This window comes from Yersinia sp. FDAARGOS_228, from assembly GCF_002073315.2.
Taxonomy (GTDB): domain Bacteria; phylum Pseudomonadota; class Gammaproteobacteria; order Enterobacterales; family Enterobacteriaceae; genus Yersinia; species Yersinia intermedia.
Window position 1 is genome coordinate 3,857,619 of record NZ_CP020409.2, and the last position, 12,057, is coordinate 3,869,675.

Sequence of the window (12,057 nt, forward strand, 5' to 3'; positions counted from 1 at the left end):
CTGATGCAGCCGACGAATTTCAATACCCTAATCGACTGGCAGCAATGCAGTGAAGAGCAGCAAAAGGCGCTGCTCAGCCGCCCGGCTATTAATGCCTCTGACAGGATCACCGCAACCGTCAGCGACATTCTTGATCGGGTGAAAGCCGAGGGTGACAGTGCCTTGCGTGATTTCAGCCAACGCTTTGATACGGTGCAGGTTGCCGATATCCGCATCAGTAGCGATGAGATAGCTGCCGCTGCCGGGCGCTTGAATGACGACATTAAACAAGCCATGGCGCAAGCGGTACGTAATATTGAAACCTTCCACAACGCGCAGAAAATGCCAGTGGTAGATGTTGAAACTCAGCCGGGCGTGCGCTGCCAGCAAATCACCCGCCCGATTGCCTCCGTCGGCTTGTATATTCCAGGGGGATCTGCCCCGCTGCTGTCTACCGTACTCATGCTCGGTACTCCGGCACGCATTGCTGGTTGTCAGCGGGTCATTTTATGTTCCCCGCCGCCGATTGCCGACGAAATCCTGTATGCCGCGCAACTGTGTGGGATTAAAGAAGTGTTCCAGATTGGTGGGGCACAAGCGATTGCGGCTATGGCATTCGGTAGCGAATCAATACCGAAAGTGAACAAGATTTTTGGGCCTGGCAACGCGTATGTCACTGAAGCGAAGCGTCAGGTAAGCCAACGTTTGGATGGTGCTGCAATTGACATGCCGGCTGGCCCATCAGAAGTGTTGGTTATCGCCGACAGTGGCGCGACACCGGCGTTTATCGCCTCTGACTTACTGTCTCAGGCAGAGCACGGGCCTGACTCACAAGTGGTATTACTGACCCCAGATGCCGCCATTGCCCAAGCGGTCGCCGTTGAAGTAGAGCAACAGCTTAAGTTGCTGTCACGCGCCGATATCGCTCGTCAGGCACTGGAAAGCAGCCGCTTGATCGTCACCAAAGATTTGCAACAATGTATTGATATCAGTAATCAATACGGCCCAGAGCACTTAATTTTGCAAATCCGCCAGCCGGAAGACATTATCGATCAGATTGATAATGCCGGTTCAGTATTTATGGGTGACTGGTCGCCAGAATCTGCGGGGGATTATGCCTCCGGCACCAACCACGTGTTGCCGACTTATGGTTATACCTCAACTTATTCCAGTTTGGGTCTGGCCGATTTTGTTAAGCGTATGACCGTGCAGCAATTAACACCACAGGGCTTGCTGGGTCTGGCTCCAACAATTGAAATCTTAGCGCAAGCCGAACAACTCACCGCCCACAAAAACGCCGTTACCCTACGTGTCGCGGCCCTGACAGCCGCCAATAAGGAGCAAGCATGAGCCAATCTACCAACGTCACCGATTTGGCCCGCGCCAATGTCCGTGCCCTGACCCCTTATATGTCTGCCCGCCGTTTGGGCGGTAATGGCGATGTGTGGCTTAATGCCAACGAATACCCGCTGGCAACTGAATACCAACTTACGGCGCAAAACTTCAACCGCTATCCCGAATGTCAGCCGAAACAGGTGATCGAGCGTTATGCCGCCTATGCCGGTTTAGCAACCGATCAAGTGTTAGTCAGCCGTGGTGCCGATGAAGGTATTGAGCTGCTGATCCGCGCATTCTGTGAACCAGGTAAGGATGCGATACTCTTCTGCCCGCCAACCTATGGTATGTACGGCGTTAGCGCGGAAACCTTTGGTGTGGAACTGCGTACCGTACAAACCACCGCTGACTGGCAGTTAGATCTACCAACAATTAAAGAAAACCTGGATCGAGTGAAATTGATCTATGTTTGCAGCCCAAATAACCCGACCGGCAATTTAATCAACCCAGCCGCGTTGCGCGACGTGCTGGAACTGGCACAAGGCCGCGCTATCGTGGCTATTGATGAAGCCTATATCGAGTTCTGCCCACAGGCCTCGGTAAGCGGTTGGTTAAAAGATTATCCGAATTTAGTCATTTTGCGCACCTTATCGAAAGCTTTTGCTTTGGCCGGTTTACGTTGTGGCTTTACCTTGGCTAACAGCGATATCATCCAATTGCTGCTTAAAGTAATCGCACCGTATCCGTTGTCTACACCGGTGGCCGACATTGCTGCGCAAGCGCTCAGCCCACAAGGTCTTGAGCAAATGCGCCAGCGGGTGAAAGAGGTGCAAGCTAACCGCGCATGGTTACAAAACGCGCTGCAAGATTGTGCCTGTGTTGAGCAGGTATTTACCAGTGAAAGTAACTATTTACTGGCCCGGTTTACCGCCTCCAGCAGCGTGTTCAAAACACTGTGGGATCAAGGCATCATTCTGCGTGACCAAAATAAGCAACCGGGGTTATCCAACTGCCTGCGCATTACGGTAGGCACCCGTCAGGAATGTGAGCGAGTGATTGCCGCCCTTGCTCCCCTGCCCGGTATTGATAGCTCCAATAGCACTAATACCTCCAGCCTCCGTAAGGAAACGATATGAGCCAGAAATTTCTTTTTATTGACAGAGACGGCACCTTGATTGCCGAGCCACCGGAAGACTTTCAGGTTGACCGGCTGGACAAACTGGCGCTGGAGCCAGAAGTGATCCCGGCCTTGCTGGCACTGCAAAAAGCGGATTATCGTTTGGTGATGATCACCAATCAAGATGGCTTGGGTACACACAGTTTCCCACAGGAAACGTTTGATCCTCCTCATAACCTGATGATGCAAATATTTAGCTCGCAGGGCGTCAATTTCGAGCAAGTGCTAATTTGCCCGCATCTGCCTGCGGATAATTGTACTTGCCGTAAGCCGAAAACCGCGTTGGTAGAAAGTTATCTGGCTGAAGGCGTGATGAACAGTGCCAATAGCTATGTTATCGGCGATCGCGAAACTGACCTGCAATTGGCTCACAATATGGGCATCAGCGGTTTGCGTTACCAGCGTGATGGCCTGAACTGGCCGCAGATTGCCAAACAGCTAACCCAGCGAGACCGTCATGCCTATGTTAACCGTGTCACCAAAGAGACGGCCATTGACGTAAATGTGTGGCTCGATCGCGAAGGGGGCAGCAAGATCAAAACCGGCGTGGGCTTCTTCGACCATATGCTGGATCAAATCGCCACTCACGGCGGTTTCCGTATGGATATTCAGGTCAGCGGTGATCTCTACATTGATGACCACCACACCGTAGAAGATACGGCGCTGGCACTGGGTGAGGCGATTAACAACGCACTCGGTGACAAACGCGGTATCGGCCGTTTTGGTTTTGTCTTACCAATGGACGAGTGCCTGGCGCGCTGCGCGCTGGATATTTCTGGCCGCCCGCATCTGGAATACAAAGCGGAATTTAATTACCAGCGCGTGGGTGACCTGAGCACTGAGATGGTCGAGCACTTCTTCCGCTCCCTCTCCTATGCCATGGCCTGTACTCTGCACTTGAAAACCAAAGGCCGTAACGATCACCACCGGGTCGAGAGCCTGTTTAAAGTGTTTGGTCGTACTTTACGTCAGGCGATCCGTGTTGAGGGCAATACCCTGCCAAGTTCCAAAGGAGTGCTGTAATGAATGTGGTGATTCTGGATACGGGGTGCGCCAACCTCTCCTCTGTCACCTATGCGGTGCAGCGTTTGGGGTACGCGCCAGTTATCAGCCGTGACCCTGAGATTGTACTGCGTGCAGATAAGCTTTTCCTGCCAGGTGTCGGTACTGCCCATGCGGCAATGGATCAGTTAAAAGAACGCGAACTTATCGAACTGATTAAGAGCTGTACTCAGCCAGTATTGGGTATCTGCCTTGGAATGCAGTTGCTGGCGACCAGCAGCGAGGAAAGTGGCGGTATTGAAACTCTCGGTATTATTGATACGCCGGTAAAACAGATGATGGATTTTGGTTTACCGCTGCCACACATGGGCTGGAATCAGATTACCCCACAGGCGGGTAATCATCTGTTTCGTGGGATCCCGGATGGGACCTATTTCTACTTTGTGCACGGATATGCAATGCCAATATGCCCAGATACCATCGCCCAGGCCAATTACGGCGAGCCATTTACCGCCGCAGTAGAAAAAGACAACTTCTTTGGCGTGCAGTTTCATCCGGAGCGTTCCGGTGCGGCTGGGGCCCAATTGCTGAAAAACTTTCTGGAGATGTGAGCACCATGATTATTCCCGCTTTGGATTTGATCGAAGGCAAGGTAGTGCGTTTGCATCAAGGCGATTACGGCCAGCAGCGTGATTACGGTAATCACCCACTGCCCCGCTTACAGGATTATCAGCAGCAAGGCGCTCAGGTGTTACATCTGGTCGATCTTACCGGGGCCAAAGATCCGGCAGCCCGTCAGATCCCGTTGCTGCGCGAGTTACTGGCCGGTGTGGATGTTCCGGTGCAGGTGGGTGGTGGCATCCGTAACGAACAAGATGTGGTCGCACTGCTGGAAGCCGGTGCAACACGGGTTGTCGTGGGTTCAACAGCCGTTAAGCAGCCAGAAATGGTGCAACAGTGGTTTGAGCGCTATGGCGCTGAGGCCATCGTATTAGCACTGGACGTCCGAATTAATGAGGCGGGCCGCAAACAGGTGGCTATCAGTGGTTGGCAGGAAAACTCAGATGCTACGCTGGAACAAATCGTCGAGCAATATCTGCCGTTTGGCCTGAAGCATGTGTTGTGTACCGATATTTCCCGTGATGGCACCCTGAGTGGTTCCAATGTAGAACTGTATCAGGAAGTGTGCCAGCGCTACCCACAAGTGGCATTCCAGGCTTCCGGTGGTATCGGTTGTCTGGATGATATTGCCCGCCTGCGTGGCAGTGGTGTGCAAGGTGTGATTGTGGGCCGCGCGCTATTGGACGGCAAGTTTAACGTGAAGGAGGCGATCGCATGCTGGCAAAACGTATAATCCCTTGTCTGGATGTGAAAGACGGCCAAGTCGTCAAGGGTGTCCAGTTCCGTAATCACGAAATCATCGGCGATATCGTGCCGCTGGCGCAGCGTTATGCACAAGAAGGCGCAGACGAGCTGGTGTTTTACGATATTACTGCGTCATCTGACGGCCGTGTGGTCGATAAAAGCTGGGTATCGCGGGTCGCAGAAGTGATTGATATTCCTTTCTGCGTGGCGGGTGGGATTAAAAGCGTTGAAGATGCAGGCCAGATCCTGACCTTCGGTGCCGATAAAATATCTATCAACTCACCAGCGCTGGCTGATCCAACCTTAATTACCCGTTTGGCCGACCGCTATGGCGTACAATGTATTGTCGTCGGTATTGATACTTGGTATGACGCGGAAAGTGGTAGTTATCAGGTATATCAATTTACTGGTGATGAAAAACGGACCAAAGCCACCACCTGGCAGACCGAGGATTGGATCAAAGAAGTCCAGTTACGTGGAGCCGGTGAGATTGTGCTGAATATGATGAACCAAGATGGCGTGCGCAACGGCTACGATTTACGTCAGTTGAAACAGATGCGAGCCATCTGTCATGTTCCGTTGATTGCCTCAGGTGGTGCGGGTACACCGGAACACTTCCTTGAAGCTTTCCGTGACGCAGATGTCGATGGTGCGCTGGCAGCCTCGGTGTTCCATAAACAAATCATTAATATCGGCGAATTGAAGAAGTATTTGTCTGAACAAGGCGTGGAGATAAGAGTGTGTTAAGCGAACAACAAGTTGCCCAACTGGATTGGGATAAAGTCGACAATCTGATGCCAGCCATCGTACAGCATGCCATTTCCGGTGAAGTTCTGATGATGGGGTATATGAATCAGGAAGCATTGGCGGTTACACAGCAAACCGGCAAAGTAACCTTCTTCTCTCGCACCAAACAGCGTTTATGGACCAAGGGTGAAAGCTCCGGTAACGTGCTGAATGTGGTGAATATCTATCCTGACTGCGACAATGATACTCTGCTCATTCTGGCTAATCCTATCGGCCCAACCTGTCATTTAGGCAATAATAGCTGCTTCGCCCCGGCGGCCAGCGATTGGGGCTTCCTGTACCAGTTAGAACAGTTATTGGCCTCACGTAAATCAGCCGACCCAGCCAGTTCTTACACCGCCAAGCTGTATGCCAGCGGCACTAAGCGTATCGCGCAAAAAGTGGGGGAAGAAGGGGTAGAAACCGCCCTCGCAGCAACAGTGAATGATCGTGAAGAGTTGACCAACGAAGCATCGGATTTGATGTATCACCTGCTGGTGTTGTTGCAGGACCAAGACTTGAATCTGAGTAAAGTGATTGGCCGCCTGCGCGAACGTCACGAGAAGTAATTACCTGATTGCCTTTCTTATCAGCAAAAAAACGCCCTCGACTCAGCATCGAGGGCGTTTTTATTAAGGCAAACTTTTAAAATCAGCGACTGTCTGTTCTTGCTAAGTTTGTCTTAACAGCAAGTCCATTCAAGGCGTCGCGAGCGAAAGTAGTTTGATTGCGGACAGCGCACAGTCACCGGAGCGTACACACAGTACGTGAGGATGACGAGCACTGCCCAATATCAAAATACGAACGCGCAGTAGCCGTTAACTTAAAGCCATTCGGTGTGGAACACGCCGTCTTTATCAATACGCTTATAGGTATGCGCACCGAAATAGTCGCGCTGCGCCTGAATCAAGTTGGCTGGCAGTACGGCTGAACGGTAGCTATCGTAATAATTAATCGCCGCAGAGAATGTTGGTGTTGGGATACCGTTTTGAACTGCATAAGACACCACATCACGCAGTGCTTGCTGGTATTCATCAGCGATCTGCTTGAAGTAAGGTGCCAACAGCAAGTTAGCAATATCTGCATTTTCTGCATATGCATCAGTGATTTTTTGCAGGAACTGTGCACGGATAATACAACCAGCACGGAAAATCTTAGCGATCTCACCGTAATGTAAATCCCAGTTATTTTCGTCAGAAGCCGCTTTCAATTGAGAGAAGCCCTGAGCATAAGAGACGATTTTACCCAGATACAACGCACGGCGGATCTTCTCGATAAATTCAGCTTTATCACCGGCAAAAGGCTGCACTTTAGGGCCAGTCAACACTTTAGAGGCAGCTACACGCTGATCTTTCAGAGAAGACAAATAGCGGGCAAACACAGACTCAGTGATCAGTGTTAATGGCTCACCCAAATCCAAAGAACTTTGGCTGGTCCACTTACCGGTACCTTTGTTCGCCGCTTCATCCAGAATCACATCAACCAGATATTTACCGGCTTCGTCTTTTTTGGTGAAGATATCTTTGGTGATATCAATCAGATAGCTGTTTAGCTCTCCTTTATTCCACTCAGCAAAGGTGCTAGCCAGCTCTTCGTTGCTTAAGCCTAAAGACTGTTTCAACAGGGAATAAGCTTCTGCGATCAATTGCATGTCACCGTATTCAATGCCGTTGTGAACCATTTTAACGTAATGGCCTGCACCATCGGCACCGATATACGCAACACAAGCATCACCGTCATCAGCACGGGCAGCAATCTTCTCAAGGATAGGCGCAACCAGTTCGTAGGCTTCTTTCTGGCCACCTGGCATGATAGATGGGCCTTTCAATGCGCCCTCTTCGCCACCGGAAACACCGGTACCAATAAAGTTGAAGCCTTGCGCAGAAAGTTCGCGGTTACGGCGGATGGTGTCTTTGTAATAAGTATTACCACCATCAATCAGAATGTCACCTTTATCCAGATGCGGAGTCAGTGAAGCGATAGTCTTATCAGTGGCTTCACCCGCTTTCACCATCAGCAGGATGCGACGCGGTTTTTCCAGTGAATCAACAAACTCTTCCACGGTATAACTCGGCACCAGATTTTTACCTGGATTCTCGGCAACCACTTCGTCGGTTTTGTCTGATGAACGGTTAAAGATAGAAACGGAATAGCCACGGCTTTCGATGTTGAGCGCCAGGTTACGGCCCATCACCGCCATACCGACAACGCCAATCTGTTGTTTGGACATTAAAAAACTCCTGTCTGAAGGATGACACCTGTTACCGGCCTTGAGGCCAACAGGTTTTTGATGTGGGAAACATGTTAACTCAGGATTATGTCAGCTGGGTAGTGATTGGTGCGATAGATAGCACAACTGACCAGTTGCTGTTCGCACACGTTTGCTTTGGTAAAGTGCAAACCAATTTGACTCAATTGACCTGGCTGGCTTATATACAAAAAAAGCAACCCCATGGATTGCTTTTCATTGCTGCTAAAATGGGCTTATGCCACGAACTCTTTCAACCAAGCCTTAAATTCTGCGCCTTGCTTTGGATGGCGAAGACCGTAGGCGACATAGGCCTTCATATATCCGAGCTTCTCACCACAGTTATAGGATTGACCGGTTAAAGCGACGGCATCTACCGGTTTCTCAGCAGCTAATGCATCAATAGCATCAGTCAGTTGGATACGACCCCAAGCACCAGGTTTGGTTTTTTCCAGCATTGGCCAAATATCAGCAGACAAAACATAACGCCCTACAGCCGACAGATTGGATTTCAAGTCAGCCGGGCTTTGCGGTTTCTCAACCATCGCGTTAATCCGGCTACTTTCACCGGGTGCTAAATCTGACACTTCACAGGAGATAACCGAGTAGTTGGATAATGCTTCAGGTTCTACGGCATGCACCAATACCTGGCTGGTACCAGATTCTTCAAATCGTTTAACTAACTGAGCCAAATTATCACGGGTTAAATCCGACTTGGCGTCATCAATCAAGACATCCGGCAACAATACTGCAAAGGGTGAGTCACCCACTAGCGGTTTGGCACATAACACCGCATGCCCCAAACCTTCAGGATGACCTTGGCGGATATGCATGATAGTCACACCCGGCGGACAGATAGATTGAACTTCATCCAATAACTGACGCTTTACACGCGCTTCCAGCATGGCTTCCAGCTCATAAGAGGTATCAAAATGGTTTTCTACCGCATTTTTCGACGAATGGGTTATCAGAATGATTTCTTTAATACCAGCAGCAACACATTCGTTGACCACATATTGGATCAATGGCTTATCGACGATAGGCAACATTTCTTTTGGAATGGCTTTAGTCGCGGGGAGCATTCGCATACCTAAACCGGCGACTGGGATCACTGCTTTCAATTTGGTCATAATTAACCTACTGATTTCTTAAGGCGAATTTAAAATCTATTCCTACTCAGCCGCTAAGCTGGCGTTAGTCGATTTGCTGTTTCAGCCAGGCGGTAAAGCTCTCGCCTTCGGTGTTATGGCGAACGCCATAAGTGACAAAGGCTTTCATATAACCCAATTTGTCCCCGCAATCGTGCGATTTACCGGTCATATGAAAAGCCTCAACATCCTCTTGCTCCATTAACATCGCAATGGCATCAGTAAGCTGAATTTCATCACCCGCCCCGCGTGGCGTTTTCTTCAGCAGCGGCCAAATGTCTTTTGACAATACATAACGCCCAACCACGGCAAGATTAGAAGGCGCATCAGCAAGTGAGGGCTTTTCCACCACTGCCGTCATCAGGGTACTTTCACCCGGTGACAAAGCCACATGACCACAATCAGCAATACCGTACTTGGAAACATCAGCTTTAGGTACCGGCTCCACCATGATCTGGCTACGCCCAGTCTCTTCAAAGCGTTTAATCATACTGGCAAGATTTTCTTTAGATAAATCTGCTGTTGAATCATCGAGTAAAACATCTGGCAGCAGCACGATAAATGGGTTATCACCCACCATCGGTTGGGCACACAATACTGCATGCCCCAGACCTTTGGCATGGCCTTGGCGCACTTGCATAATAGTGACATCCGGCGGGCAGATATTTTGGATCTCTTTCAATAACTGCCGCTTAACACGTGACTCCAGTGCAGCTTCCAGTTCAAATGATGTATCAAAATGGTTTTCTATCGCATTTTTGGACGAATGGCTGACCAACACTATCTCTTTTACGCCGGCGGCCACGCACTCATTGACGATATATTGGATCAGAGGCTTATCCACCACCGGCAGCATTTCCTTTGGGATCGCTTTAGTCGCGGGCAACATACGTGTGCCAAGCCCGGCAACAGGGATCACAGCCTTCAATTTCTTTTCCATCTACCATACCTTTTCTGGAGTGGCCGTTAAGCAGGCCTTTGAATAGATACAAATACGATCAGGTGATACTAACAATTTAGCGCGCAAGACTGTATTCCAAATCTTACTTATCCTATATTCATATATTATTTCAATGTGTTACCAGCACATCCAGACAAATAAAAAAGTTAACGTTCTGGTTGCGTATTATATTCCACATTCACACTTTGTTCAGCCAGACTGGCGTAATTTGTCGATTTATAAGACTCATTTGGCCATTTTAAGAATAAACTGAGTTGATATATTTAACGACTGAATGTTTTAATGGCTAATTTGATTGTTTTTCAATCGATTAAAATCGATATTTACCACCTCTGATGACTGTAGGTTATTTGCGCCATTTGCAATCAGTCTAGGCTATTACATGATTGGATGTTGAATTTTAGCCTATCAGCGCCCATTATTCACTTTAGCGGCATAAGCCGTAGAAATCAAAGGTGAAATTGGATATATGGAATGGATCGCAGATCCTACTATTTGGGCAGGGCTGGCGACGCTGGTGGTGCTCGAAATTGTATTGGGCATTGACAACCTGATATTTATTGCCATTTTGGCGGAAAAACTTCCTCGTCATCAAAGAGATAAGGCCAGAGTTACCGGTTTACTGTGCGCATTATTGATGCGCTTGGTACTGTTAGCCAGCATCTCATGGCTGGCCACATTAACGGCCCCCCTAATCACCCTTTCCCAGCACCCATTCAGCGCCCGTGACTTAATCATGCTGATCGGTGGGATATTCCTGCTCTTTAAAGCCACCATGGAGCTAAACGAGCGGCTTGAGGGCAAGGACCAGCAGCAAAACCAACAACGCAAGGGTGCACGGTTCTGGCCTGTTGTCGCGCAGATTGTAGTACTGGACGCGATATTCTCGCTTGATTCGGTCATTACCGCCGTCGGCATGGTAGACCACCTCGCGGTCATGATGGCTGCGGTCTGTATCGCGATTGGCTTGATGCTGTTAGCCAGTAAGCCATTGACGCGCTTTGTTAATGCACATCCAACCATTGTCATACTTTGTCTGAGCTTTTTACTGATGATCGGCTTTAGCTTAGTGGCTGAAGGCTTTGGTTACCATATTCCGAAAGGGTATTTGTACGCCGCAATTGGTTTCTCAGTAATTATCGAATCACTCAATCAGTTCTCACAATTCAATCGTCGCCGTTTTTTGTCGACAGTTAGACCATTACGTGAAAGAACCGCGGAAGCGGTGTTACGTATGCTCAGTGGCAAACATGAAGAGGCAGAGTTGGATAATCATACTGCCAACCTAATCGCCGATAATACCAGTGTCGGCCAAGAGGTCTTCAATGAACAAGAACGCCGGATGATTGAGCGGGTATTAGGGCTGGCACAGCGTACAGTGAGCAGCATCATGACATCACGGCATGATGTGGAGTATCTGGACCTTAACGATCCCCCAGAGAAACTGTCTCAGTTGCTGACCAAAAATTTGCATACCCGAATCGTGGTCACTGAAGATAGTCTGACAGATGAACCCTTGGGCGTTATTCATGTCATTGATTTATTAAGGCAGCAGTTAGCAGGCGAAAAGCTCGACTTACGCGCATTGATTCGCCAGCCGTTGATTTTCCCCGAACAGGTTTCGCTGTTGATGGCGTTAGAGCAGTTCCGTCAGGCGCAGACGCATTTTGCCTTTGTAGTAGATGAATTTGGCTCCATCGAAGGGGTGGTTACTCTAACTGATGTGATGGAAACTATTGCCGGTAATCTACCCGTGGCGGGTGAAGAGTTGGATGCCCGCCATGATATTCAGCAAACCGAGGATGGCTGCTGGATTGCGAACGGTTACATGCCGCTGGAGGATTTGGTACTCTATCTACCACTGCCTCTTGATGATAAACGCGAGTATCACACCTTAGCCGGGTTAATCATGGAGTATACCCAGCGCATCCCGCAGGTCGGTGAACAGATGAAAATTGGTGACTATCTCTTTGAGCCATTAGAGGTCAGCAGCCATCGTATCTTGAAGGTAAAGATAACGCCGTTGAAAATACCTGACCCGGATTATGAGGTGTAA

Annotated in this window: 11 protein-coding genes; 8 read left to right on the forward strand and 3 right to left on the reverse strand. The window is 49.4% G+C overall.

From position 1 onward, the window contains the following. Positions 1-3 precede the first annotated feature (3 nt). The 7 genes from hisD to hisIE are packed head-to-tail and all read left to right on the forward strand — an operon-like array spanning position 4 to position 6,213. Positions 4-1,329, forward strand: a complete 1,326-nt coding sequence (hisD, locus tag A6J67_RS17920; RefSeq protein ID WP_042569481.1) for a histidinol dehydrogenase — start codon at positions 4-6, stop codon at positions 1,327-1,329. Beyond that, a complete protein-coding gene (gene hisC, locus A6J67_RS17925; protein ID WP_032906854.1) occupies positions 1,326-2,450 on the forward strand; it encodes a histidinol-phosphate transaminase in 1,125 nt (374 codons plus the stop codon). The genes hisD and hisC overlap by 4 nt, the downstream gene beginning before the upstream one ends. Then, positions 2,447-3,514 (forward strand): bifunctional histidinol-phosphatase/imidazoleglycerol-phosphate dehydratase HisB, encoded by a 1,068-nt coding sequence (gene hisB, locus A6J67_RS17930; protein ID WP_050288019.1) that lies wholly within the window; start codon positions 2,447-2,449, stop codon positions 3,512-3,514. The genes hisC and hisB overlap by 4 nt, the downstream gene beginning before the upstream one ends. Further along, positions 3,514-4,104 (forward strand): imidazole glycerol phosphate synthase subunit HisH, encoded by a 591-nt coding sequence (gene hisH / locus A6J67_RS17935; RefSeq protein ID WP_032906852.1) that lies wholly within the window; start codon positions 3,514-3,516, stop codon positions 4,102-4,104. Before hisB ends, hisH begins: the two co-directional genes overlap by 1 nt. Positions 4,105-4,109: 5 nt before the next feature. Beyond that, positions 4,110-4,847, forward strand: a complete 738-nt coding sequence (gene hisA / locus A6J67_RS17940; protein WP_005187731.1) for a 1-(5-phosphoribosyl)-5-[(5-phosphoribosylamino)methylideneamino]imidazole-4-carboxamide isomerase — start codon at positions 4,110-4,112, stop codon at positions 4,845-4,847. Beyond that, positions 4,829-5,605 (forward strand): imidazole glycerol phosphate synthase subunit HisF, encoded by a 777-nt coding sequence (gene hisF, locus A6J67_RS17945; RefSeq protein ID WP_032906851.1) that lies wholly within the window; start codon positions 4,829-4,831, stop codon positions 5,603-5,605. Before hisA ends, hisF begins: the two co-directional genes overlap by 19 nt. Then, positions 5,599-6,213: a bifunctional phosphoribosyl-AMP cyclohydrolase/phosphoribosyl-ATP diphosphatase HisIE gene (hisIE, locus tag A6J67_RS17950; protein WP_032906850.1), complete on the forward strand. Its 615-nt coding sequence runs from the start codon at positions 5,599-5,601 to the stop codon at positions 6,211-6,213. The genes hisF and hisIE overlap by 7 nt, the downstream gene beginning before the upstream one ends. A gap of 254 nt (positions 6,214-6,467) precedes the next feature. Here hisIE and gndA read toward each other — a convergent pair whose 3' ends face one another. From gndA to galU (A6J67_RS17970), 3 genes are all read right to left on the reverse strand, one after another. Next, positions 6,468-7,874, reverse strand: a complete 1,407-nt coding sequence (gene gndA, locus A6J67_RS17960) for an NADP-dependent phosphogluconate dehydrogenase (protein ID WP_050084504.1) — start codon at positions 7,872-7,874, stop codon at positions 6,468-6,470. 254 nt (positions 7,875-8,128) lie between these two features. Then, positions 8,129-9,022 (reverse strand): UTP--glucose-1-phosphate uridylyltransferase GalU, encoded by an 894-nt coding sequence (galU, locus tag A6J67_RS17965; protein WP_005187716.1) that lies wholly within the window; start codon positions 9,020-9,022, stop codon positions 8,129-8,131. 64 nt (positions 9,023-9,086) lie between these two features. Next, positions 9,087-9,980 carry a UTP--glucose-1-phosphate uridylyltransferase GalU gene (gene galU / locus A6J67_RS17970; RefSeq protein WP_050088183.1) on the reverse strand — a complete coding sequence of 298 codons (894 nt, stop codon included), beginning with the start codon at positions 9,978-9,980 and terminating at the stop codon, positions 9,087-9,089. A gap of 490 nt (positions 9,981-10,470) precedes the next feature. Here galU (A6J67_RS17970) and A6J67_RS17975 point away from each other — a divergent pair, with 490 nt between their 5' ends. Continuing rightward, on the forward strand, positions 10,471-12,057 hold the full coding sequence (locus A6J67_RS17975) for a TerC family protein (RefSeq protein ID WP_042569462.1): 1,587 nt from the start codon (positions 10,471-10,473) through the stop codon (positions 12,055-12,057).

Bases quoted from the DNA above. Each gene is read 5' to 3' on its own strand.
- hisD (WP_042569481.1), top strand. From the start codon at position 4: ATGCAGCCGACGAATTTCAATACCCTAATCGACTGGCAGCAATGCAGT.
- hisC (WP_032906854.1), top strand. From the start codon at position 1,326: ATGAGCCAATCTACCAACGTCACCGATTTGGCCCGCGCCAATGTCCGT.
- hisB (WP_050288019.1), top strand. From the start codon at position 2,447: ATGAGCCAGAAATTTCTTTTTATTGACAGAGACGGCACCTTGATTGCC.
- hisH (WP_032906852.1), top strand. From the start codon at position 3,514: ATGAATGTGGTGATTCTGGATACGGGGTGCGCCAACCTCTCCTCTGTC.
- hisA (WP_005187731.1), top strand. From the start codon at position 4,110: ATGATTATTCCCGCTTTGGATTTGATCGAAGGCAAGGTAGTGCGTTTG.
- hisF (WP_032906851.1), top strand. From the start codon at position 4,829: ATGCTGGCAAAACGTATAATCCCTTGTCTGGATGTGAAAGACGGCCAA.
- gndA (WP_050084504.1), bottom strand. From the start codon at position 7,874: ATGTCCAAACAACAGATTGGCGTTGTCGGTATGGCGGTGATGGGCCGT.
- galU (WP_005187716.1), bottom strand. From the start codon at position 9,022: ATGACCAAATTGAAAGCAGTGATCCCAGTCGCCGGTTTAGGTATGCGA.
- galU (WP_050088183.1), bottom strand. From the start codon at position 9,980: ATGGAAAAGAAATTGAAGGCTGTGATCCCTGTTGCCGGGCTTGGCACA.
- A6J67_RS17975 (WP_042569462.1), top strand. From the start codon at position 10,471: ATGGAATGGATCGCAGATCCTACTATTTGGGCAGGGCTGGCGACGCTG.